At 62.0% G+C, this 21,703-nt stretch carries 22 protein-coding genes; 10 read left to right on the forward strand and 12 right to left on the reverse strand.

Translation table 11 applies throughout. The features are described from left to right. Positions 1–78 precede the first annotated feature (78 nt). Complete coding sequence (dxs, locus tag PQU92_RS11675) at positions 79–2,019, forward strand: 1-deoxy-D-xylulose-5-phosphate synthase (protein WP_272748399.1); 1,941 nt, start codon at positions 79–81, stop codon at positions 2,017–2,019. 23 nt (positions 2,020–2,042) lie between these two features. Then, on the forward strand, positions 2,043–2,501 hold the full coding sequence (locus tag PQU92_RS11680; RefSeq protein WP_272748400.1) for a hypothetical protein: 459 nt from the start codon (positions 2,043–2,045) through the stop codon (positions 2,499–2,501). 55 nt (positions 2,502–2,556) lie between these two features. Here the strand turns inward: PQU92_RS11680 and PQU92_RS11685 are convergent, their stop codons facing one another. Both PQU92_RS11685 and PQU92_RS11690 read right to left on the reverse strand, forming a co-directional pair. Continuing rightward, positions 2,557–2,904, reverse strand: a complete 348-nt coding sequence (locus tag PQU92_RS11685; RefSeq protein WP_272748401.1) for an RcnB family protein — start codon at positions 2,902–2,904, stop codon at positions 2,557–2,559. A gap of 389 nt (positions 2,905–3,293) precedes the next feature. Beyond that, complete coding sequence (locus PQU92_RS11690) at positions 3,294–3,698, reverse strand: RcnB family protein (protein ID WP_272748402.1); 405 nt, start codon at positions 3,696–3,698, stop codon at positions 3,294–3,296. 204 nt (positions 3,699–3,902) lie between these two features. Between PQU92_RS11690 and PQU92_RS11695 the strand changes: the two genes are divergently transcribed. Continuing rightward, positions 3,903–5,504: an AbgT family transporter gene (locus tag PQU92_RS11695; protein WP_272748403.1), complete on the forward strand. Its 1,602-nt coding sequence runs from the start codon at positions 3,903–3,905 to the stop codon at positions 5,502–5,504. A gap of 38 nt (positions 5,505–5,542) precedes the next feature. On the opposite strand, the gene PQU92_RS11700 is transcribed toward PQU92_RS11695, so the two are convergent. Further along, the gene (locus PQU92_RS11700; RefSeq protein WP_272748404.1) at positions 5,543–6,634 is read right to left on the reverse strand and encodes an alpha/beta hydrolase fold domain-containing protein; all 1,092 of its coding nucleotides are present in this window, start codon (positions 6,632–6,634) and stop codon (positions 5,543–5,545) included. A 75-nt stretch (positions 6,635–6,709) separates the two neighbouring features. Here PQU92_RS11700 and PQU92_RS11705 point away from each other — a divergent pair, with 75 nt between their 5' ends. Both PQU92_RS11705 and PQU92_RS11710 read left to right on the forward strand, forming a co-directional pair. Beyond that, entirely contained in the window at positions 6,710–7,363 is a 654-nt protein-coding gene (locus PQU92_RS11705; RefSeq protein WP_272748405.1) for a hypothetical protein, read from the forward strand. Between the two features lie 333 nt (positions 7,364–7,696). Further along, positions 7,697–7,900: a cold-shock protein gene (locus PQU92_RS11710; RefSeq protein ID WP_272748406.1), complete on the forward strand. Its 204-nt coding sequence runs from the start codon at positions 7,697–7,699 to the stop codon at positions 7,898–7,900. Between the two features lie 83 nt (positions 7,901–7,983). Here PQU92_RS11710 and PQU92_RS11715 read toward each other — a convergent pair whose 3' ends face one another. Genes PQU92_RS11715 through PQU92_RS11725 form a run of 3 tightly spaced genes read right to left on the reverse strand, consistent with a single transcriptional unit; the run spans position 7,984 to position 9,748 of the window. Beyond that, on the reverse strand, positions 7,984–8,898 hold the full coding sequence (locus PQU92_RS11715) for a polyprenyl synthetase family protein (protein ID WP_272748407.1): 915 nt from the start codon (positions 8,896–8,898) through the stop codon (positions 7,984–7,986). A gap of 3 nt (positions 8,899–8,901) precedes the next feature. Continuing rightward, positions 8,902–9,153, reverse strand: a complete 252-nt coding sequence (locus PQU92_RS11720) for an exodeoxyribonuclease VII small subunit (protein ID WP_272748408.1) — start codon at positions 9,151–9,153, stop codon at positions 8,902–8,904. 22 nt (positions 9,154–9,175) lie between these two features. Further along, entirely contained in the window at positions 9,176–9,748 is a 573-nt protein-coding gene (locus tag PQU92_RS11725) for a histidine phosphatase family protein (RefSeq protein ID WP_272748409.1), read from the reverse strand. 250 nt (positions 9,749–9,998) lie between these two features. On the opposite strand from PQU92_RS11725, the gene PQU92_RS11730 reads away from it, so the two are divergent. Further along, the gene (locus PQU92_RS11730) at positions 9,999–11,951 is read left to right on the forward strand and encodes a tetratricopeptide repeat protein (protein WP_272748410.1); all 1,953 of its coding nucleotides are present in this window, start codon (positions 9,999–10,001) and stop codon (positions 11,949–11,951) included. A 3-nt stretch (positions 11,952–11,954) separates the two neighbouring features. Here PQU92_RS11730 and PQU92_RS11735 read toward each other — a convergent pair whose 3' ends face one another. Genes PQU92_RS11735 through PQU92_RS11755 form a run of 5 tightly spaced genes read right to left on the reverse strand, consistent with a single transcriptional unit; the run spans position 11,955 to position 15,617 of the window. After that, positions 11,955–12,560 (reverse strand): class I SAM-dependent methyltransferase, encoded by a 606-nt coding sequence (locus PQU92_RS11735; protein ID WP_272748411.1) that lies wholly within the window; start codon positions 12,558–12,560, stop codon positions 11,955–11,957. 21 nt (positions 12,561–12,581) lie between these two features. Further along, a complete protein-coding gene (locus tag PQU92_RS11740) occupies positions 12,582–13,805 on the reverse strand; it encodes an SAM-dependent methyltransferase (protein ID WP_272748412.1) in 1,224 nt (407 codons plus the stop codon). Positions 13,806–13,859: 54 nt separating this feature from the next. Further along, positions 13,860–14,279 (reverse strand): DUF2177 family protein, encoded by a 420-nt coding sequence (locus PQU92_RS11745; protein WP_272748413.1) that lies wholly within the window; start codon positions 14,277–14,279, stop codon positions 13,860–13,862. 31 nt (positions 14,280–14,310) lie between these two features. Next, positions 14,311–14,964 carry a ChrR family anti-sigma-E factor gene (locus PQU92_RS11750; RefSeq protein WP_272748414.1) on the reverse strand — a complete coding sequence of 218 codons (654 nt, stop codon included), beginning with the start codon at positions 14,962–14,964 and terminating at the stop codon, positions 14,311–14,313. Further along, the gene (locus PQU92_RS11755) at positions 14,961–15,617 is read right to left on the reverse strand and encodes a sigma-70 family RNA polymerase sigma factor (protein ID WP_272748415.1); all 657 of its coding nucleotides are present in this window, start codon (positions 15,615–15,617) and stop codon (positions 14,961–14,963) included. The genes PQU92_RS11750 and PQU92_RS11755 overlap by 4 nt, the downstream gene beginning before the upstream one ends. A 136-nt stretch (positions 15,618–15,753) precedes the next feature. On the opposite strand from PQU92_RS11755, the gene PQU92_RS11760 reads away from it, so the two are divergent. From PQU92_RS11760 to PQU92_RS11775, 4 genes are all read left to right on the forward strand, one after another. After that, positions 15,754–17,175, forward strand: a complete 1,422-nt coding sequence (locus PQU92_RS11760; RefSeq protein WP_272748416.1) for an NAD(P)/FAD-dependent oxidoreductase — start codon at positions 15,754–15,756, stop codon at positions 17,173–17,175. Positions 17,176–17,383: 208 nt separating this feature from the next. Next, the gene (locus PQU92_RS11765; protein WP_272748417.1) at positions 17,384–18,184 is read left to right on the forward strand and encodes a DUF1365 domain-containing protein; all 801 of its coding nucleotides are present in this window, start codon (positions 17,384–17,386) and stop codon (positions 18,182–18,184) included. A gap of 101 nt (positions 18,185–18,285) precedes the next feature. Further along, entirely contained in the window at positions 18,286–18,996 is a 711-nt protein-coding gene (locus PQU92_RS11770) for a FadR/GntR family transcriptional regulator (RefSeq protein WP_272748418.1), read from the forward strand. A gap of 16 nt (positions 18,997–19,012) precedes the next feature. Beyond that, positions 19,013–19,414, forward strand: a complete 402-nt coding sequence (locus PQU92_RS11775) for a hypothetical protein (protein ID WP_272748419.1) — start codon at positions 19,013–19,015, stop codon at positions 19,412–19,414. On the opposite strand, the gene cckA is transcribed toward PQU92_RS11775, so the two are convergent. Continuing rightward, on the reverse strand, positions 19,392–21,563 hold the full coding sequence (gene cckA, locus PQU92_RS11780) for a cell cycle histidine kinase CckA (RefSeq protein WP_272748420.1): 2,172 nt from the start codon (positions 21,561–21,563) through the stop codon (positions 19,392–19,394). The genes PQU92_RS11775 and cckA overlap by 23 nt on opposite strands. Positions 21,564–21,703 lie beyond the last annotated feature (140 nt).

The raw sequence follows: 21,703 nt of genomic DNA on the forward strand, positions 1-21,703 counted from the left end.
CAGCGTCACAGTTTTATGTCCGTTACTGTAGAGACCATAAAAGACTGCCGGGGTTCCGGCGCAAGAGTGCACCCGTCAATGCCGCATCCCGATACCGCCCTCCCCGGCGCGCCGGTTCTCGACACGCTCGAGACCCCCGACGCCATCCGCAACCTGACGCCCGCGCAGCTGAAAACGCTGGCCGATGAGGTGCGCACGGAAACCATCGATGTGGTGTCGAAAACCGGCGGGCATCTGGGCTCGGCGCTGGGCGTGGTCGAACTGACGGTTGCCCTGCACCACGTGTTCGAGACCCCGCGCGATATCCTGATCTGGGACGTCGGCCATCAAACCTATCCGCACAAGATCCTGACCGGACGGCGCGACCGTATCCGCACCCTGCGTCAGGGCGGCGGCCTGTCGGGCTTCACCAAGCGGTCGGAAAGCGTCTACGACCCGTTCGGCGCGGCGCACGCAGCGACCTCGATTTCGGCGGCGCTCGGCTTCTGCGCGGCGCGCGACCTCAAGGGTGAGGACAACCGCGTCATCGCCGTCATCGGCGACGGCTCGATGTCGGCGGGCATGGCCTATGAGGCGATGAACAATGCCGCCGAGACGACGAAGAACCTGACGGTCATCCTCAATGACAACGACATGTCGATTGCGCCCCCCGTCGGCGGGATGAGCGCCTATCTGGCCAATCTGGTCTCCGGCGGCGCCTATCAGGCCGTCCGTCGCTGGGGCAAATCCGTCGCCGAACGCCTGCCGCGCTCGCTGTTCGAACTGGTGCGCAAAGGCGAGGAGTTTTCGCGCACCTACGTTACCGGCGGCACCTTCTTCGAGGAACTCGGCTTCTACTATGTCGGGCCGATCGACGGCCACGACATGGAAAACCTGCTCTCGGTGCTGAAGCGCGTGCGCGGCATCACCGACCGCCCGGTGCTGGTCCACGTGGTGACGCAAAAGGGTAAGGGCTACGTCCCGGCTGAGACCGCTGCCGACAAGTATCACGGCGTGGCGAAATTCGACGTCATCACCGGCGAGCAGTCCAAGCCCAAGGCCAATGCGCCGGGCTATACCGAAGTCTTTGCCGCCGAACTGATCAAGCGCGCCCATATCGACCCCAAGGTCGTGGCGATCACCGCTGCCATGCCGTCGGGTACGGGGCTTGACCGGTTCAGTGAGGTCTTTCCGGATCGCACCTACGATGTCGGCATCGCCGAACAGCACGCCGTGACCTTCGCGGCCGGCCTGGCGGCGGACGGCATGAAGCCGTTCTGCGCGCTCTATTCGACCTTCCTGCAACGCGGTTACGATCAGGTGGCCCACGATGTGGCGCTACAGGACCTGCCGGTGCGCTTTGCCATCGACCGGGCGGGCCTTGTCGGGGCCGACGGCGCAACCCATGCCGGGACCTTCGATATAGGTTATCTGGGGACGCTGCCCGGCATGATGATCATGGCCGCGTCGGACGAGGCCGAGCTGGCGGCGATGATCGCCACGGCCACGGCCTATGACGATGGGCCGTCGGCGTTCCGCTATCCGCGCGGCGAAGGCGTCGGGGTCGAGATTCCGGCTCTGGCCGAACCGCTTCAGGTGGGCAAGGGTCGTATCGTCCGCGAAGGCTCCAAGGTCGCCATTCTGTCGCTGGGGGCGCGTTTGCAAGAGTCGCTCAAGGCCGCCGATTGGCTGGCGGCGCGCGGCCTGTCGACCACGGTCGCCGATGCGCGCTTCGCCAAACCGCTCGACCGCGATCTGGTCATGCAACTGGCGAAACACCACGAATGCCTGATCACCGTCGAAGAAGGCGCGATGGGCGGCTTCGGGGCGTTCGTCCTGCATTATCTGGCCGCCGAAGGCGCGCTGGATCATGGGTTGAAGATCCGCACCCTGACCCTGCCGGACGTCTTCCAGGACCACGACAAGCCGGAGAAGATGTACGCCGATGCGGGCCTCGACGCCCACGGTATCGCGGCGGCGGCCATGAAGGCGCTGGGGTTCAGCGATGCGGACATCGCCAAGGCAGCGGTGAAGGGGTAGATTCTATCTGGCTCGGGGGGATTATGAACCGGTGGTTTAACGCGTTGATCGCGCTGTTTTCGGTTACCTATTTCGGTAATATTTTGCTTGTTCTGCTATTTTCACCCAGCTTTCCTATAGGGTCTGCTGGAGGTTACGATTTGGCTTTGAGTCAAATTTTCGCTGAAAACGGTGATGATTATAGCGCCGCTTTCTCCAGTCTTTATTGGACTGTCTATTATGTAAGCGTGACGCTTCTGATCGGTGGCTTGATTTTTCTGGGGCTTCGCAAAGCTATCGGCATATGGCTTTTCATCGCGTTCATATGTCTGGATGTGCTGGTTTTCTATTGGATGAATACCAATACGGTGATGGTAGCTCACAAAGTGCTTACGATATCCGGTGTGGTAACGTATCCGCTGCAGGGCGCTATTATTGCGCTATATTTTGCATGTAAAAAACAGCTTGGTTTTATAAGGAATTCTCCGGAATCAAGCTTCTGACGCAAAAACGGCGCTCCCGGAAAAGAGCGCCGTTTTGTTTTAGAGCCCTTAAGCCTTAGTGGCTCAGAATGATCGCGGTAATGATGCCGGTCGCGGCGGCGGCCAGGATGTAGCGGTTATCGACCTTGCGCCATTCATAGCCCTTTGGCGGCTTCGACAGGCCCCGGACCTTGCGGTAATCGACCGAGCGACCGCGCTGCCAGTCGTTGTAGGCGACGTGGCCGCCCTTGCGGAAATCGGACTTTTTGTGCCAGCCGCGATTGTCGCGGTCGTCACGGCGATCGTCGTGACGGGCGGCGGGCGCACGGTTGTCGTTATGTTGCGGCTGGGCGGCGGCGATATTGGCTGTGGCCAGCGAGGCCGTCATCATCAGCAGGATGGAAGCGGTAGCGATGCGTTTCATAAGGGTCTCTCCTTTGGTTAGGTCTTTTCGACACCCCCAGAATGCGTCCCGCGCGCTGAACTCTATATGAATGATTAAAGGTATCAGTGTGTTGCTTGTGTAAGCGCGGTGAAATGTTGCCGCAATTTTGACGTGGATGACGCGTTGTATTTCATACCTCCCCAGCTTGCTGGGGAGGGGGACCGCACGACGCGGCGCTTGCGCGGCTAGATGCGGTGGTGGGGGTTCTTGCTTACTTAAGACAGTGGCCGTTGAACCTCCGCAAGATACCCCACCACCACGCCTTTCAGGCGCGGTCCCCCTCCCCGACAAGTCAGGGAGGTATAGGGTGGGTGCACGCAAAAACGGCGCCCCTTGCGAGGCGCCGTTTCCGTTAGACTATGGCCGGTTTAGTGGCTGAGCACGATGGCCGCGATCAGGCCCGTGGCGACGGCGGCGAGGACGTAGCGGTCATCGACCTGACGCCACTCGTAGCCGCGCGGCGGGGCGTAAAGACCGCGGTGGCTGCGATATTCGACGTAGCGGCCGCGATCCCAGTCGCGATAGCCGACATAGCCGCCGCGGCGCCAGCTCGAATTGTCGCGCCAGCCGTCGCGATAGCCATCGCGGTAGTAGCGGCGGTCGTCGCGACGATCACGGCGGTCATCCCGATGGTCGTAGCGATCATAGCGGTCACGGCTGTCGTAACGGTCGTGGCCGTAGGCGTGACCTCGCGGCTGGGCCTGAGCCACATCGGCGATGGCGACGGAGCTGACCATCATGGCCAGAACAGAAGCGGTAACAAAGCGTTTCATGCCAAAATCTCCTTGGTTAAAACCCTCCCAATGACAGGCATCATACGCGCTTCGGCATGAACCCGACATGAACCATGCTGTCAGAATTAATCAAAAATACACCAAGGGTTCCGCTTCTTTTGCCGTGCCATCGATTGCATTTTGTCACCCCCATTTACAGACGCCGATCCTTGGCTAAGGCTGGGATTTTTGCGGGACGCGGACATGGCCAACACCCCTCTTCCGGACGATGCGGCACGACGCAGCAAGGGTTTTCTCGGCGTCATAGAACGCGTCGGCAACCTGCTGCCGGACCCGGTGATGATCTTCGTCTGGCTGATCTTCGCCCTGATGATCCTGTCGACCGTGGGTGCGTCGCTCGGCTGGTCGGCCTCGATTCCCTACACCGGCGAAGAGGCCCCGCACTGGGCGACGCTCGATAACGGCGTGGTCACCTATAGCGCCGAAAGTCTGTTCACCGCCGAAAATATAGGCCGTCTGTTCGTCGAGATGCCCAAGACCCTGACCGGGTTCGCGCCTCTGGGCGTCGTGGTCGTGGTGATGTACGGCGCAGCGGTGGCCGAACGCTCGGGCCTGTTCTCGGCTCTGATCAGATCCAGCCTACGCAATGCGCCGCGCGCTATACTGACGCCGTGCGTCATCGTCACCGGCATGGTCTCGCACCACGCGTCGGACGCCGCCTATGTCGTCTTCATTCCTCTGGCGGGTTTGATCTATGCCTCGGTCGGGCGTCATCCGCTGGTGGGGATCGCGGCGGCGTTCGCGGCGGTGTCGGGCGGCTATGCCGGTAATCTGACGCCGGGTCAGATCGACGTCCTGCTGTTCGGCTTCACGCAGGAGGCGGCGCGCATCATCGACCCGGCCTGGACGATGAACCCGGTCGGCAACTGGTGGTTCATTCTGGCCATCGTCGGCCTGTTTACCCCCATTGCCTGGTTCGTCACCGACCGCATCGTCGAGCCGCGTCTGGGCAAGTGGGGCGGCTCACCCGATACCGAGTTACAGGCCGAACTGGCCAAGTCCGAGGTCACTGCCGACGAGCGCAAGGGCCTGCGCCGGGCGGGCATCGTGGCGCTGATCGTCGTCGCCCTCTTCGCGGCGCTGGCCCTGTGGCCGGGCTATACGCCGCTGATCAACGAAGAGGCCACGGGTCCGGCCCAGCTTCAGCCCTTCTATCAGGCCCTGATTGCCGGGTTTTTCCTGCTCTTCATCACCACCGCCATCGCGTTCGGCACGGCGGCCGGAACGATCCGCTCCGACAACGATGTCGTCCGCATGATGGGCGAAGGCATCCGCTCTCTGGCCCCCTATCTCGTCTTCGCCTTCTTCGCCGCGCATTTTGTGGCCATGTTCAACTGGTCGCGGCTGGGGCCGATCACGGCGATCAACGGCGCGGAGATTCTGAAGGCCTGGGCCCTGCCGACGCCGCTGCTGCTGGTCAGCGTCCTGCTGTTTTCCTCGATTCTGGACCTGTTCATCGGCTCGGCCTCGGCCAAGTGGTCGGCCCTGGCCCCGGTCGTGGTGCCGATGTTTATGCTGGTCGGAATCTCGCCGGAAATGACCACGGCAGCGTACCGGATGGGCGACAGCTACACCAATATCATGACGCCGCTGATGTCCTATTTCCCACTCATTCTGGCCTTTACGCGCCGCTGGGATAAAACGATGGGCGTGGGATCGCTGCTGGCGCTTATGCTGCCCTATGCCCTGTGTTTCATGGTGGCGGGGATCGCCATGACGGCGGCGTGGGTGGCGCTCGACCTGCCGCTCGGGCCGGGCGCGCAGGTACATTATCAGGCGCCGTAACTACATCCTTCCCCGTTTACGGGGAAGGATGTAGGCACTTATTCCTCAACCCCGATCTCCGTCGTCAGGTCGCTCCACAGCCGGGCGATGTCCCGCGTTGCCTCGGCGGCATGGTCCGACACCCCGGCAAACAGCCCGAACCCCAGCGGCAGGGTGTCGTAGCGACGATAGACGACCCGCGTCCGCGCCTCCAGCAACCGTTTGACGTAGCGCTCGGCCTGATCGGCCAGCGGATCGAGCCCGCCCGACACGACCAGCGTGCGCGGTTGGCCGCTGACCAGACCTTCACGCAGGGGGGAAATCGCCGGATCGCTCAAATCTATCCCCGCCCCGGCATAATGACCGATGGCGATGTCGATATCCGCTGCGCTGACCGGCCAGCTTTTGGCATAGGGGCTGGTCCGCAGCCCGGCGTCGCTCAGATCGAGCAAGGGTGAGACCAGCAGTTGCGCCGCCGGCAACGGCTTGAAATCGCGGCGCAGATCGAGGCACAATCGCGCCGCCATGTTCGCCCCGATCCCGGCCCCGCCGACGGCGATCTGATCCGATGTCGCCCCAAGCTTCGTCAGACTGGTCGCCGCCCAGTCCCATGCGGCGCGGGCATCGTCGTAACCGGCGGGAAAGCGGTGCTCCGGCGCCAGCCGGTACTCCGGCAGAAAGACCGGACAGCGCGCCTCGGCGGCCAGCCCGGCGGCAAAGGCGAGGCTCAGGTCCGGCCCGCCCAGTACCCCGTTGCCATCGTGGAAAAAGACCAGCAGCGGCGCGTTGGCGCTGACCTGTGCCGGACGGATCAGACGCCCGCCGATCAGGCCGCCATCGCCGACCGTCTCGACCCTGACCTTGAGGGCTGAGGTATCGCCCATCAGGGTCGCGGCTTCTTGCCAGTCCTCGCGCGCGCCTTCGACCGAGGTGCCGGTGAGCGACAACGGCGTGCGGTGGTCCTGACGCGCGAAGAAGGTCTTCCATAGAAAGGTGATCTGGGTATCGAGGGTGCGGCCCTGCACATGGACCACCCCGCCGCCCGACAGGAATTTCAGCACCGAAAACGGCAGCGACAACAGGCCCCTGAGCCCCCAACGGCGCAGAACGGATTGACGAGGCAGGGGTTGTTTCAGGGAGGGCAGAGGCATAAGGGACCGTCTTGAAATCAGTGGCCTTAGTGTTATGCGTGTTCTTGAGAGCGGGGACAAGCGGGGACGCATCGGGTGCAGCGCGGCGATTTCTACAATACCACACCAAGGTTTTATCGTCGCCGCAACGGGGTGACGACGTTGTGGGGCAATGGCGTCCTGTCGGCGACGGGTATATTGAATATCCTCATGGTGACGATCGCCTTCGGGTTTATCGGCGTCGCGGCCTGGTTCTGCGTCACGGCATTGGCCTACGATATCGTCGTGCGACAGGTATGGACTCCCGGTGTCATGCTGGGGGTTCTGCTGACGGTCCCGGGGTGGCTGATCGCCAGCCGGTATATGGTGCGCGTGCACGGCCTGTGGTGGAAGGCGCTGTTCACGATCGCCGGGCGGCGCCTGCTGATATTCAACAGCCGTCGTCTGTGGGTGCGCGGCCTGACGCCGGGGCTGGGCGTGTCGTGGTCCGACGTTGAGGTGCGTTTCCTCAGCAAGCGCTATATGTGGATGGCCCCGTCCTACAGGGGGTATGGCCTGAAAACCAAAATATTCACGTCGTCCGGGCACCGGTTTTTCAGAGAATGGGACATCTGGCTGGCCGTTGGGCGCGACCTGAAGCCCATGCTCGTTTACGACCTCTGGCGTTATGCTCAACGCAACGGCAATGCGGCCGATCTGATCGATCTGAACGTGAAGCCGCCAATACCATATCCCGAAGGTTACGATTAAGCATAGTCGAACGCCTATACTGCGCAAACGATTGCGCAGCGGAGATTTCCGGCGATCACAGCGAATGTGAGGCGCAATCGGGTCAATAACGACGATTTTTCGTCGTTAACGACCAATCTATATGGGATTTTTATTTGACGGTTGCGGAAAGCTGCGGCTTACTCTCTATCGCAATTCGTTATTCTGGCTGCCGACTAAACGGCGTTAGGTACGTCTTTCCCGACGCCCGACACGCTCGCTATCAAACTGCTGCTACCGAGATACGACTTGTAGAGGAGGTATGGTCCTCCCGAACACCTCGATACTGGCTTTGTTTGATCTAAGGAGCGCAATATGGCTGAAGGTACGGTCAAGTGGTTTAACAGCACCAAGGGTTTTGGTTTCATTCAACCGGCGGAAGGCGGCAACGACGTGTTCGTGCACATTTCGGCGGTTCAGCGCGCGGGTCTTCAGGGTCTGGCCGACGGCCAGAAACTGTCCTACGAGCTGCAGACCGAGCGCGGCAAGACCGCCGCGGTTAACCTGCAAATCCTGTAAGGCGACGACGCCCTACAGTTTTAAGCCGTCCGTGTCCGCACGGACGGCTTTTTCATGCCTGTCTTTCAGGGCTAAAGCCCAAATCAACTTTGGCGTTTCAGCACGAAATCGACGCTGTCGCGCAGGATTTGCGCGTCGCTGCCAAACAGGTCGAGCCGCGCCTTGCACTGTTCCGACAGGAGCTGCACCCGCGCCTTGGCCTCGTCCAGCCCCAGCAGAGTGACGAAATTGGTCTTGCCCTTGGCCGCGTCCTTGCCCCCGGCGGCCTTGCCCAGCAGGTCCGGGTCGCCCTCGACGTCGAGCAGGTCGTCGGCGATCTGATAGGCCAACCCCAGATCCTGCGCGAAGTGGATCAAGGCATTGGCCTCGCGCTCGCTGGCATCGGCAATGATCAGGGGAATTTCGAAGGCATAGACGATCAGGGCCCCGGTCTTCAGGCGCTGCATCCGCGCTACGCCGCCGAGGTCGTCGGAGACACCGATCAGGTCGATCATCTGCCCGCCGGCCATGCCCTGTGCGCCGGACGCCAGTGCCAGACGCGAGATCAGCTCGACGCGCACCTGAGGATCTTCGTGCGTGTCTTCCGAGGCCAGAATCTCGAACGCCACGCTTTGCAGGGCATCCCCAGCCAGCACGGCGGTCGCCTCGTCATAGGCGCGGTGCACGGTCAGTTGCCCGCGGCGGATATCGTCGTCGTCCATGCACGGCAGGTCGTCGTGGACGAGGGAATAGGCGTGGATGCACTCCAGCGCGCAGGCCGCCCGCAGCACCGCCTGAGGGTCGGCGTCGAACAGCCGTCCGGCCTCCAGCGCGAAGAACGGCCGCAGACGCTTGCCCGGCCCCAGCGCCGCATAGCGCATGGCCTCGGTCAGGCGCGACTCGAAGCCTTCGGCGCGCGGCAGAAGCTCATCCAGCGCCATGGTTACCAGGTCGGCCGTCTCCTGCATCCGTTGATGCAGCGGCGGCAGGTCGGAATTGGCGGCGATGATCGTCGTCATGCGTCAGTTGAACTCCGCCGGGGCGACGGACTCGACCTGACCGGCCTTGTTCAGGGTAATCTTTTCGACCTGCAAGCGGGCGGCTTCAAGGCGTTGTTCACACAGGGCCTTCAGCTTCGCACCACGCTCATAAAGCTCCAGCGACTTTTCCAGCGGCGCCTGACCCGATTCGAGCTCCGACACGATACGCTCAAGCTGGGCCAGCGCGTCCTCGAAGGACAGCGTCGACAGGTCGGGCGTGGCGGAATCAGTCATGGAAATCTCACTATCTTAAAGACTAGGCGCGCATTTCGTAGCGGCGGCAGCCCCAGTACTTAAACCCCTGCTCGCAGGTTTGGCTATAGCCTAATTTTTTCAGCTCCAGCGAAATGGTGAAGTTGAAATAACCGTGCGCCAGCAGCAGAACGTCTTCGCCGGTCAGGGCCTTTTCGTGCAGCAGAAGCGCCGCCTCGCGGGCGCGGGCCTCGGCCTGGGCGCGGGTTTCCTCGCCCTGATGGTGATTGAAGGCCCACCACCACCAGCGCGAAATCCCGCCCCAGTATTTCGGCGAAAACTTCATGAATTTCGGGAATTTCGGCGGCGGCAGGGGGGCCTCGACAAAGACCGGCAGCGACACGAACGGCTTGCCGCGCGTCACAGCGCGGGCGGTCTCGATCGAGCGCAGAAGCGTCGAGGAGAAGATATAACCCGCCTCTTTGGCAAATTGCAGCAGCATCGGCGGCGGCATCTGACCTTCGAGCAGGCCTGCCTTTTCGTAGCGCGCCCACCAGTCGCGATAGCCGTCGGAATCGAGCTTCACGCGGCGCGACAAAGCCGGTTCGCCGTGGCGCACAAGCGTAATCGCCCCCACCTTTTTCCGCTCGCTTCCACCCGTAGCCAAACCGACGCCCCGCCGCGAAAACCGATGCAAACGATTCCCGCCAGAAGTTAATAGAACAGGTGTGGTAGCCCGCCCGCCCTGGGGTGACAAGTGTTTTTAACCCGGCCGGCGACACGGCCTGTTTGCAACCGCGCTTATCCACCCTCACCTTTCGGCATTTGTAATTGGCTGGCTTAGGGCTCACCGGATACTCTTGCGCCCTCGGCAAGGGGGATATGACATGCGCGGTCTGATCTTTAGTCTGACTCTGGCAGGGATGCCTGTGGCGAGCATCGCGGTAGCAGAAATTCCCCCAGCACTCCTGCCCGATCGCATCGAACCGGCGAAGGCCACCTTCCTCGCCTATCATCTGGCCCGCCTCGACGGAAAGCCACCCGAAGGCGACCGGGTCGAGGGGCTGGCGCTCAACATACTGATGGTCGACCCGGACAATGGACGGGCCATTGCGCGCTATGTGAATGCCGTGGGCGAAGACACGGACCGGCGCGTGCTGGAGCTTCAGGCCCGTCATCCGGACAATGCCGACCTTAACTACGCCCTTGGCCGCATCCTGTGGCGCGACGATTTCAACGCGTTTTCCGTCCCCTATCTGAGGAAAGCTGCCGATGCGACGGGCAATCGCGACTGGCTGATGGAGACGGCGCTCACGGCCTATTTTGCCGAAGATTACGCTACCTGCGTCGCCTATTACGACCGCGCCTTTGTCGGCAATCAGGCCCACTGGAGCGACCGCATCAAGCGCGGCGAATGCCATGCCTTTCTGGGGCACAAGGCCGAGGCGAAGGCCGATTTCGATCAGGTCGTCTCGGAGAACGAAGGCCAGAAATGGGCCTATTCGGTACGCATGTTCAAGGACGGCGTATTCAACGGTTGCAAGGGCAATCCGGACGGCAAGGTCGAGAGCGGCTGGCGTAACCGCCGCAGCGGCAAATATTACGAAGCCTATCGCGACGCGCACCTGGCCCTGATGTGCAATCCCAAACACATCGGCGCGCTGGAGCTGCGGCTGGAGATCGAAAGCAATGACCGAAACCTGCGTCGGCATCAGCTGTCACACGCGGTGGCGCTGGCCAATGTGAAGGACAATGGGGCCACCTATCGCGACCGCGCGGCGAAGCTGGTGCCGCCCAAGCCGTCGGAAACCCTGAGCGAGGCACTGGCCATCGACATCCTTTCCGGCGGACACGACGCCAATTTCCGACGCCGTAAGGCCGCCTATCTGGCCACGATCGTGCTTCAGGCGGAGCCGGACAATGCGCAGGCCCGGCTATGGCGGGCGCGGGCCCTGACCAATATGGGGGTGGCCAATCTGGCGCCACTGGCCTTTGCCGATGCCACGGCGGCGCTAAAAACCCCGGCCACCGCGGCGGCGGCGCACAATGTGCGCGGCGTGCTCCTGTGGCGGAACAAGGCGACGGCCGAGGCGCTCAAAGAATTCGACACCGCCATCGCCCTTGCCCCCGACCGGCCCGGTCCCTATGGCAACCGGGGAACGTTGCGCGCCGAACTGGGTCAGACCGACGCCGCCCTCGGCGATCTCAACCGAGCCATCGCCGATACGCCGACGGAAGGCCTTCTGATCGTGCGGGCGCAGGTTTACCTGAAAAAGAACGATCCCACCCACGCCCTGGCCGATGCCGAAGCCGTGCGCAAATTCAACAGCCGCAATCCCGTTGCCCGCCGCGTGCAGATCGAGGCGCTGGATCGTCTGGGGCAGAAGGACAAGGCCGACGGCTGGCACATCGACTTCGTCATCGAGGACGAAAAGGCCGCTCGCGCCGACCCCTATCTGAGCCAGCGTGACCCGACCATCTATGCGCGCGCCACAGAGGTGGACTCCAAGATGCAGGCCTATCAGGCCGCCCAGCGCATCGTCGCGACGACCAACGGCATGTTCGAGGATGTGGGCACCGTTACGCGCTATATCGACCGGGCGCGCGGCGCGTCGTCGGCTGCTGCCGCCGTGCGTCCTCTCAGAAGCGCCCGAAATCTGGCCGAGAACTGCGTCAGTCGCGGCAAGGCGCTGCTGGCGCGTGACGGTGCCTATTTCACGGCCGAGGACCGCACGCGCTACGATCAGGCCTTCGGCGCGTGTCAGAAAATGGTCAGCGAACTGGGGCCGATGATCGATCAGCTGTCCGGCACGGACGGTGACGACGGCGATTACGACTGACCGCTATAGTCTTACGGCCAGCCAGATCGTCGCGCCGCCGCAGCTGGCATCACCAACCACGCGCTCAATCAGCCGCAAACCGTTATCGGCCAGCACACCCTCGTAGTCGCTGAGGTCGAGGCTGGCGTGATAGAGCGGTTCGCCACGCCACTGCCCGACCGTTTCGCCGCGTTCGGTGCCGCTGGTAAACATCAGCGGCGCACCGGGCGTCAGGTGCCGGGCAAGGACGGGAAACATCGCTGCCTGATCGTCCGGCGGCAGGTGAAACAGGCTGTGCCAGAGCAAAAGCCCGCCGAACCGGCCCAGATCGATCCGCCGCATATCGGCTACGACCCAGGCCTGATCGGGAAAGCGCTCACGGCACAGGGCGATCAGCGACGGTGAGGCATCGACCCCGGTCACCGTCAGACCGGCCGCCCGAAGGTCCGGCACGATCGGCGCGCCCGATCCGCAGCCCAGATCGAGGACCGATGCGCCCGACCCGGCCAGAGCGGCGAACCGGGTAATCCATGCGGCCTCACCGTCCGGACGGCGGTGACGTCGATCATCGTCCCAGCCCGCCGCGTGGCGGTCATAAAGCCCGGCAATGGAGTCGGCGGCGGTGGTCATGCCGCCACCCTAACCCGGAACTCAGGCTTTCTGAATGCCGAAATGCACGACGTCGGTGCGGCCCGTGCGGAACCCGGCCTCGCAATAGGCCAGATAGAACAGCCACATCTTGCGGAAGGCGGCATCGAAGCCGGTAATCCGGCCCTCGTTCCACGCCGCGTCGAAGCGCTGGGCCCACAGTTTCAGCGTATGGGCATAGTCGTGGCCGAAAGCCATGTCGGACATGACCGTCAGACCGACCTTGTCCGTCTGCTGCCTCAGTTTTTCCAGCGACGGCAACATGCCGCCGGGGAAGATATATTTCTGGATGAAGTCCGGCCGCTGCCGGTACTCCTCGAACAGGTCGTCGCGGATGGTGATGATCTGCAACGCTGCCTTGCCCCCCGGCTTCAGGCAAGCCTGCACCTTGCGGAAATAGTCGCCCCAGAACTGCTCGCCAACGGCCTCAAACATCTCGATAGAGACGATGGCGTCGAATTGTCCCTGCACGTCGCGATAGTCGAGCATCAGGACCTCGACCCTGTTGTCGAGACCCAGCCGCTTCATGCGCTCGACCGCGTAATCGTGCTGAGCCTGAGAGATGGTCAGGCAGGTGGCGCGGGCGCCCACGACCTTCGCCGCATATTCGGCGAACCCGCCCCAGCCGCAGCCGATTTCCAGCACGTGCTGCCCGGCCTTGAGATCGACCATACGCGCCAAGGCGGCGTATTTAGCGGTCTGCGCAGCCTCCAGGTTATTGGTGTCGCGGAACAGGGCCGACGAATAGGTCATGGTCTGATCCAGCCACTGACCGTAAAAGGCGTTGCCGAGATCGTAGTGCGCGAAGATATTGCGCTTCGACCCTTCCTTGGTGTTGCGGTTGAAGAAGTGCGCCACGCGGTTGATCATCTGCACCAGCGGATTGCCGGTCAGGAAGCGCTTCAACCGGTCGATGTTCAGGGTGAACACCTCCAGCAGGGCGGCCAGATCCGGTGTGTCCCATTCCCCGGCCACATAGCCGTCGCAAAAACCGATATCGCCCGCCGCCAGCACGCGCTTGAGGAAACGGAAATCGCTGACCTTGAGCACGCCCGCCGGACCAGGCTCATGACCGCGAATTTCGAACACCTTGCCATTGGGGAAGACGATGTCGAGGCTGCCGCGATGCCAGTTGTGGCGCAGGACTTTCAGCGGTTGCCTAAGCGCGGGTGGCACGATCTTGAGGTCTGCGATCAGGGTCGTCTGATCCAAGGTCGTCGCTATCATCCGTCGCCTCCATTCGTATTTATTAATAAGGGAATGCCAGTCGGCATAAAAAATCTATAGGCGGAATAGTCGCGCTACCATGACCGCCGCATGGGCGCTCGCGGTCGTGATGACCATGCCCCACGCCGTATCGATGAGCGTCAGTTTGAGCGACCAGTCGCGGATCACCGCCAGCGCCGTCAGATTATAGGTACCGTAGGCCAGCAGCCCCAGAAGGGCCGCATTGATCGTCAGGGCGACGCCTGCCGATAAACCGTTGGTCGGCAAGGTGCCGTTCAGCGCCGGAAATACGAGGAACCACGTCACGCCAAAGCCGTACATCAGGTAAAAAGCGACCGCCGCCACCATGTTGAATTTGTCTGCCAGCAGACTGCCCATCAAGGGGCGATAGAGTCGTCCGGTCATGGTCCCGAGCCACAGGCCATCGAGGATCGCAAGGGCAAGAAGGGTGAGAACGAGGGCGATCAGGAACATCTTCATTTCTCACCTATCAAAAGCATTTGATTTAGATACGTGCGAACGGCTTGAGCAGTTTACCCAAAAGCGTTTTTGGCGCGATCGGTGCCAAGGCCGCGATCAGGCACAGGCAGTCCTCGCCCGCCGCGATGGCCGGGGCATGGTGGTCGCCTTCGGCGCAGCTAATGCAGTCACCGGGTCGATAGACGCCATTGTGGTCGCTGAACGTCCCCGTCAGGACGAGCGTCATTTCCAGTCCGTGGTGATCGTGGACCGGCATTTCCATGCCGCCCTTGACGTGCATCAGATAGGTCAGCGACTTGCCGTCCTTCGGCGTATCGACATGCGCCATCCAGACGCCGGGCGCGGCCCAGTAGCGCTTTTTGAACGCCGTCTGACGCAGAGTTTCAGGCAGGTCGATCCCTTGCAGATAGGGAGGCACCACCGGTGCCGCAGGCGCTTCCCCCTCTTCAGGGCGCTCGATCCGCGCCAGAGCCAGTTCCAGCGCGTCGGCGCGCATCGCTACTGGCGGCATATCCTGCAACAGCGCCGCGCCAATGGCATCGAACAGGCGCAATTGCGACCGGCAATGGCCGCACATCTCTACATGCGTGGCGACCAGCAGGCTTTGACCGGCATTGAGCCGTCTGTGGTGGTAGTCGAGCAGCAAAAGCTCGTCGATGTGATGGGATATTTTACTCATACGCGGGTACCTGTATCGAAAGCGGTGCGCAGGCGCATCATGGCCAGTCGGAGGCGCGACTTGACGGTCCCCAGCGGGATCGACAACGCCGTGGCGATATCGCCGTGCGACAAATCTTCAAAAAACGACAGCCGGATGACCTCGATCTGCTCCGGCGGCAGGGTGTCGATCAGGACGGCCACGGTGCGGGCGTCCTCGGCCCCGATCACCGCGACGTCAGCCGCCGCATCGGGTTCCGGCGCCCACAGATCCTCCGGCAAATCGCGGGCGCGCTTCTGCTTGCGCACCCCGTCGATATGCAGGTTACGGGCGATGGCATAGATCCAGGTCGTGGCCGCGGCCTTCGACGGATCGAAATAGCCGGCCTTGCGCCACACGCTCAAAAGCGCGTCCTGCGCCAGATCCTCGGCCTCGTTGGCGCTGAGGCCGCGCCCCATCATGAAGGCCTTCAGTTTCGGCGCGTAAAGGGTGAACAGCTGCGCATAGGCGTCGCGGTCGCGCGTTGCGGCAATGCGGACGATAAGCGCTTCGGGGGAACCGTCCGCCCGGCCCGTCGAGGTGTGGTCGCTGACGATCATGGCGACAGATGACCCCAGAAACGTGTCCGGGTCAAAAGGCTTTTTGTCGGCATGAGCGGTCATTCGCGTGGTCATGCCGGTTCTACGCGGTTGGGCGGCCTGCGGATCAGTCCCTATCGAAAACAGATAAAAATAACTGCGTTGTCAAAGGCCTCATGATCCGTGCGCGGTGTCCGGGCGTACCAGTCGTGAAAAAAGGAAAGACGCCCGCATGTACGATTCCCGCCAATATAATCGCCGCCAGAAGATTGCCATTGTCGGCACCGGCATTTCCGGTCTGTCGGCGGCGTGGCACCTGCATAGGCACGCGGACATCACGGTTTTCGAAAAGGACAGTGCCCCCGGCGGTCACAGCCACAGCGTCAATGTCGGCACCGACTCTGAACCGCTGTGGGTCGACATGGGGTTCATCGTCTTCAACACGCCGTGCTATCCGAACCTGACGGCGCTGTTCGACCATTTGGGCGTTACGCATCAGCTGTCGGATATGTCGTTCGGCGTTTCCATTGATGAGGGCGATCTGGAATATGCCTCGGTGTCCCTGTCGGGCCTTCTGGCGCAATGGCGCAATGTCGCCCGCCCCCGCTTCCTGAAACTGCTGTGGGATCTGATGCGCTTCTATAAGCAGGCCCCGATCGACAAAGCCTCGACCACCTGCGATGACCTGACTCTGGGGCAATATCTCAAGCGGAAACGCTATTCGCGCGCCTTTGTCGAGGACCATTTGCTGCCGCAGGCCGCCGCCATCTGGTCGACCTCGGCGGCGGAAATCATGGACTACCCGTTCCGCGCCTTCATCACCTTCTTCGAAAACCACGGCCTGCTCAAACTGACCGACCGCATTCACTGGCGCACGGTGACCGGCGGGTCTCAGGCCTATGTCAAGGCGCTCATCGCCCCGTTCCGCGATCGAATCCGCACGGGCTGCGGTATCGTCTCGGCCACGCGTCACGCGGGCGGCGTCACCCTCACCGACCAGCACGGCGAACACCACGACTTCGATCAGGTCGTCTTCGCCAGCCACGCGCATGATACTTTGCGGATACTGACCGATGCCGATGCGACCGAGCGCGATATTCTGGGGCAATTCCACTATACCGACAATACCGTCGTCCTGCACACGGACGAGGCCTTGATGCCAAAGCGCAAACACGCCTGGTCGAGCTGGAACTATATCGGTCGCGAAGACGAGGTGAGCTCGGGCCGGATGCTGTGCGTCACCTACTGGATGAACCTGTTGCAGGGTATAGAGCGCATTCCGAAAAGTGTGCAGCGGTTTTCGGACTCAAATGCGCGACAAAATCAAAATCAGGGTCGCGATCTGTTCGTGACGCTCAATCCGGTGCGTCCGGTCGATCCGGCGAAAATCATCAAGACCATGCAGTTCGACCACCCCCTGTTCAATCAGGCCGCCATCGCCGCGCAACACCGGCTGGGCGAGATTCAGGGCGCGCGAAAGACGTGGTTCTGCGGGGCCTATTTCGGGTCGGGCTTCCACGAGGACGGCCTTCAATCAGGCCTCGCCGTGGCCGAAGCGATCACCGGCGTGGAACGTCCATGGGCCTTCGATTGGGGCCGCTCGCGCATCCACTGGCGTCCGGAAATGTCGGTAGCGCTGGAGGCGGCGGAATGAGTGAAGACACCATCTTACTCCCCCGCCACGCGGGGGAGGTGGCACGCTTTAGCGTGACGGAGGGGGGCCTTGCTGGCGTTTCAACAAAGGCCCCCACCACCGCATCTAGCGCTGCGCGCGTCGTGCGGTCCCCCTCCCCATGGCATGGGGAGGTATCAAGGAAGGCCAGGTTTCCCTGCCTTCACCTATCGCGACGGGGAGGCGAATTATGATCACACCTGCCCTTTATGCCGGTCCGGTGACGCACCACCGCTTTGCGCCGAAGGTCCACCACCTCGAATATTCGATCTTTCAGATTCTGCTCGACCTCGACCGGTTAGAGCAAACGATCCGTCCGCTGAAAACCCTCGGCCTCAATCGCTTCAACTGGCTGGGCTTTTATGAGCGCGACCACGGCCCGGTCAAAGGCGACACCACAGCACCGCTGCGCGACCGCATCGTCGCGCTGCTTGCACCAAGGGGCCTGTACAAGGCCACCGATAAACTTTTCCTGCTCGCCATGCCGCGCGTTCTGGGCTTCGTCTTCAACCCCATCGCGCTCTATTTCGTGCAAAAGGCCGATGGCGGCCTGCGCACCGTCGTCTATCAGGTCAACAACACCTTCGGCGACCGTCATTGCTACGTGCTGCCCGTGCGCGAGGCAGGGCCTATCCATCAGGCCGCCTCCAAACGCCTGCACGTCTCGCCGTTTATGGATATGGACATGGCCTATCGGTTCGACCTGATCCCGCCGGAAGAACGGTTCAGCCTGCATATTCTGCTGGAGCAGGTGACCGGCGACCGGCGCGACCGGATGCTGACCGCGACCTTCAAAGCCAGACGCGAGCCGCTGACCGACCGCGTATTGATGCGTTATTTCCGCTCGATGCCGCTGATGACGCTCAAGGTCGTCTGGGGCATCCACTGGGAAGCGCTGAAGCTCTGGCTCAAGGGGATAAAATATCGTCCCGGCCCGAAATCGCCCCCTGAACCGTTCAGCGTCGGCGATAAAACCCCTGAAAACGCCTGATTTTCAAGTCATCGTATGATTGGTACTGGACATTGCGGATAAAATTTGCCGTTTAAATAGCCTATAAAAAGACTCATCTGACGACAGGGCTATTTATCCTCATGCGTACTCCCCAAGGCGTCAGCCTGACCTACGGACTTCTGGAAACCCTGGGACAATCCATCGTCTCCGGCTTTTACGATGGTCGCAGCTTCCCCACCGAAGCCGACCTGTGCACGCAGTTTTCGGCCAGCCGCACCGTGGCGCGCGAAGCCGTGAAGATGCTGACGGCCAAGGGTCTGCTCAGCGCCCGCCCGCGTCAGGGGACCAAGGTCGAGCCCGTCGCCAAGTGGAACCTGCTCGATCCCGACGTCACTCGCTGGCTGATGGAACGGCCCTTCTCCAATACCATCTACCGAGAATTCACCGAAGTGCGTCTGGCGATCGAGCCCGTGGCCGCCTATCTGGCTACTCGCCGCGGTGACCGGGCCGATATCCGCCGTATCCGCGACGGATTGAACGCCATGCGCGACCACGCCGCCGAACCCGATCAGGCGCTGCAGGCCGATATCGACTTCCACGTCTCGATCCTGCGGGCGTCGGGCAATCCCTTCTTCTGGCAGTTGCGCGAGCTGATCAATACGGCCCTGCGTCTGTCGATCGGCATCACCAACAAGGTGTCCGGCCATACGGCCTCGATCCCCGCGCACGAAGCCGTCCTCATCGCCATCGAAAAAGGCGACGCCGACGGTGCCCATGCGGCCATGCGCGCCATCCTGCTGGAATCTCTGGAACTGATCGAAATCTACGACCCGACCACCACGGCGGAATGATTTAGGGCGGCGCCTTATGAAAACGGGTAATTATGGTGTTGTAATCACTTATATTATCGGACTTTTCTCTGCGGGCGTTTTTGCTTATCAAGCCGCTTTGAAGGGCTTTGATGCTGCCTTTTTCAGTCCATACCAGTTGGCGATTTTCATATCCGCTCTATGTATTCCAACCTCTTTGCAGATTAATAAAGATATATCGGCAACACTTAATTCTCAGAAAAATAAGATAAGTGCTCATGCACTCATTTGGATACCAACATTATTAGGCTTAATCTGTTTTTATTTTGCTGTAAGCGACTATCTACCCCTTTCAAAAGACAGAATATATTTCTTCGCCGCAGGCATCGCGTTTTCTGGTCTTATGTGGGCGGCTTACTTCTATTTAAGATTCAAGATCAAGCCGCCAGCTGTTCCTTGACCTTTTCGGCCAGAGTCTTGATATCGAGCGGCTTGGGCAGGAACGACACGCCCGTCTCGTCCTCCAGCAGGTCCGAGAACTCCGCCTCGGCATAGCCCGAAATGAACATCACCGGCACATTGCCCAGATGCGGCCGCGCCTTCTTGAGCATCGACGGCCCGTCCAGCCCCGGCATGATCACATCGGAGATAAGAAGGTCGAACTTGCCTCCGCCTTCGATGATGTCGAGTGCCTCTTCGCCGTCGCAGGCCTCGGTCACCTCGTAACCACGCTGACGCAGCAGACGGGCGGCGATACCGCGCACGATCTCCTCGTCCTCGACGAACAGGATGCGGCCCGCCCCCGACAGGTCCTTAGGCGTGACCTTGACCGGCTCGGCAGGCTTCACCTCACCGGCCGGCTTTTCGACGCGCACCTTGACCGGCAGGAAGATTTTGAACGTCGCGCCGTGGCCTTGTTCGGGGGCCACCACCGACCGAATGACGATGTGGCCGTCGGCCTGATTGACGATGCCATAGACGGTCGCCAGCCCCAGCCCGGTCCCCTCGCCCAGCGGCTTGGTCGTAAAGAACGGCTCGAAGACCTTGGTCATGATGTCGGGCGGGATACCGGGTCCGTTGTCCGACACCTCGATCAAAGCCGCGCCCTGTACCGGCGCATCGGCCCAGCCCTGCGCCACGGCTTCGGCCTGTGACAAGGCCGCCGTCTTGATCTTGACGCGTCCGCCGCCTGCGGTGTGCACCGCGTCGCGGGCATTGACGACAAGATTCATCACCGCCATCTCCATCTGCCCCTTGTCGGCGTGGATATCGGGCAGGTCGCGGCCGTATTCGGTCTCCAGCTTGACGTCTTCGCGCATCAGGCGGCGCAGCAACACCTCGGACTCCGAGATAAGTTCGCCCAGATTGTGCGTCACGCGCTTGACGGTTTGCTTGCGCGAGAAGGCCAGCAGCTTGCGCACCAGGTCTTCGGCGCGGACGCTGATCTGACGAATTTCGTTCAGCCCGTCATAGGACGGATCGCCGAGCGGGTGATTGTGCAGCAGGTCTTCGACGCGAAGCTTAAGGCCCGTCAACAGGTTGTTCAGGTCGTGCGCCACGCCGCCGGCGAATTGCCCGATGGCCTGCATCTTCTGCACCTGAGCGAGGCTCTGCTCAAGCTGCTTCTGCTCGCTGATGTCGAACAGGTAGAGCATGTAGCCGCCGTCAGAGGGCGCGAACAGCACCTGCAACGGCAGGTCCTTGTTGCCGTCCAGCCGCACCTCGAACGGACCGGTGGATTTCAGGTCGAGCTTGGTCTGCATCTCCTCGCGCGCCCCGGCCTCCAGCAGGTCGCCCCACACCGTACCCGTCAGGTCGGATTGAGAGCGCCCCATCAGGCGGGCAAAGGCCGTATTGAGATGGACCAGTTCGCCCCCCAGCAGGGTCTCACCGCGCAGCAGAGCCTGACCGAAGGGCGCCGCCGTCCCGTCGAAGGTCGCGGGCGCGATATCGACCACCGGCGCGCGCGCGTCAGCCTCGCTCTCGACTTCAGTGTCGAGGAAGGCCGGGCCGCTGACCGCCGCCGGGGCGACCTCGTGATTGAGCAGAAGCCCGGTGCCGAGCACGCCCTGCGACCCGGCGCGGACCAGCACCTGTTCGTCGCCCAGCCGCGAGACCAGCATCTCGAAATCGAAGCTGCCGAGGCGAACCAGGGCGCGCCCCGTCCCCTGAGAGCGGGCTTCGCGCATGGCGGTGAACAGGGCGGGTGCCTCGTCGCCCTGAGGCAGACGGCGCAGATGGCCGCCCGCGTCGCGCCACGCCGGATTGACGGACACGATGCGCCCGTCAAACCCGGCAATCGCCGCGGGTTCGGCCAGCGCGTCGACCAGCTGCTGCGTCCCCAGACCGGCGTGGTCGTCATCGGCATCGGTGGTAAAGGTGAACAGGCCCAGCGACACCACGATCCCCATGGCGATCAGCAATATGGCCAGCACCACGCCCGCAGGCAGGTCTCCGGCGATGACCCAGACCGCCGCGCAGGTGACGATAACCCCGACCGCCACGGCGCCCAGCACCCACGGGCTGGCGAAATCGCGGATGCGCTCAAGCGCCGATGCAGGGGAAGCGGACGGGCGCGCAGCGGAAGCGGCAGGAGACGACAGAGACAAGGCCGGACCTCAGTATCAGAGCCCTTTAAGGGCAAACGAATCGGTCGATATTAACCTGTTTTGCCCGTTCTGACTGCTTATTCTGCAAGGTAATCTTTTTAGGAAACGCGCATCTGATCCAAAAACCGGTACCCACTTTT

Origin of the sequence: Asticcacaulis aquaticus, assembly GCF_028550415.1 — a bacterium.
Taxonomy (GTDB): Bacteria; Pseudomonadota; Alphaproteobacteria; order Caulobacterales; family Caulobacteraceae; genus Asticcacaulis; species Asticcacaulis aquaticus.

What these genes read in the sequence shown, in the direction of transcription:
- dxs (WP_272748399.1), top strand. Translation starts at nt 79, where the DNA reads ATGCCGCATCCCGATACCGCCCTCCCCGGCGCGCCGGTTCTCGACACG.
- PQU92_RS11680 (WP_272748400.1), top strand. Translation starts at nt 2,043, where the DNA reads ATGAACCGGTGGTTTAACGCGTTGATCGCGCTGTTTTCGGTTACCTAT.
- PQU92_RS11685 (WP_272748401.1), bottom strand. Translation starts at nt 2,904, where the DNA reads ATGAAACGCATCGCTACCGCTTCCATCCTGCTGATGATGACGGCCTCG.
- PQU92_RS11690 (WP_272748402.1), bottom strand. Translation starts at nt 3,698, where the DNA reads ATGAAACGCTTTGTTACCGCTTCTGTTCTGGCCATGATGGTCAGCTCC.
- PQU92_RS11695 (WP_272748403.1), top strand. Translation starts at nt 3,903, where the DNA reads ATGGCCAACACCCCTCTTCCGGACGATGCGGCACGACGCAGCAAGGGT.
- PQU92_RS11700 (WP_272748404.1), bottom strand. Translation starts at nt 6,634, where the DNA reads ATGCCTCTGCCCTCCCTGAAACAACCCCTGCCTCGTCAATCCGTTCTG.
- PQU92_RS11710 (WP_272748406.1), top strand. Translation starts at nt 7,697, where the DNA reads ATGGCTGAAGGTACGGTCAAGTGGTTTAACAGCACCAAGGGTTTTGGT.
- PQU92_RS11715 (WP_272748407.1), bottom strand. Translation starts at nt 8,898, where the DNA reads ATGACGACGATCATCGCCGCCAATTCCGACCTGCCGCCGCTGCATCAA.
- PQU92_RS11720 (WP_272748408.1), bottom strand. Translation starts at nt 9,153, where the DNA reads ATGACTGATTCCGCCACGCCCGACCTGTCGACGCTGTCCTTCGAGGAC.
- PQU92_RS11730 (WP_272748410.1), top strand. Translation starts at nt 9,999, where the DNA reads ATGCGCGGTCTGATCTTTAGTCTGACTCTGGCAGGGATGCCTGTGGCG.
- PQU92_RS11735 (WP_272748411.1), bottom strand. Translation starts at nt 12,560, where the DNA reads ATGACCACCGCCGCCGACTCCATTGCCGGGCTTTATGACCGCCACGCG.
- PQU92_RS11740 (WP_272748412.1), bottom strand. Translation starts at nt 13,805, where the DNA reads ATGATAGCGACGACCTTGGATCAGACGACCCTGATCGCAGACCTCAAG.
- PQU92_RS11745 (WP_272748413.1), bottom strand. Translation starts at nt 14,279, where the DNA reads ATGTTCCTGATCGCCCTCGTTCTCACCCTTCTTGCCCTTGCGATCCTC.
- PQU92_RS11750 (WP_272748414.1), bottom strand. Translation starts at nt 14,964, where the DNA reads ATGAGTAAAATATCCCATCACATCGACGAGCTTTTGCTGCTCGACTAC.
- PQU92_RS11755 (WP_272748415.1), bottom strand. Translation starts at nt 15,617, where the DNA reads ATGACCACGCGAATGACCGCTCATGCCGACAAAAAGCCTTTTGACCCG.
- PQU92_RS11760 (WP_272748416.1), top strand. Translation starts at nt 15,754, where the DNA reads ATGTACGATTCCCGCCAATATAATCGCCGCCAGAAGATTGCCATTGTC.
- PQU92_RS11765 (WP_272748417.1), top strand. Translation starts at nt 17,384, where the DNA reads ATGATCACACCTGCCCTTTATGCCGGTCCGGTGACGCACCACCGCTTT.
- PQU92_RS11770 (WP_272748418.1), top strand. Translation starts at nt 18,286, where the DNA reads ATGCGTACTCCCCAAGGCGTCAGCCTGACCTACGGACTTCTGGAAACC.
- PQU92_RS11775 (WP_272748419.1), top strand. Translation starts at nt 19,013, where the DNA reads ATGAAAACGGGTAATTATGGTGTTGTAATCACTTATATTATCGGACTT.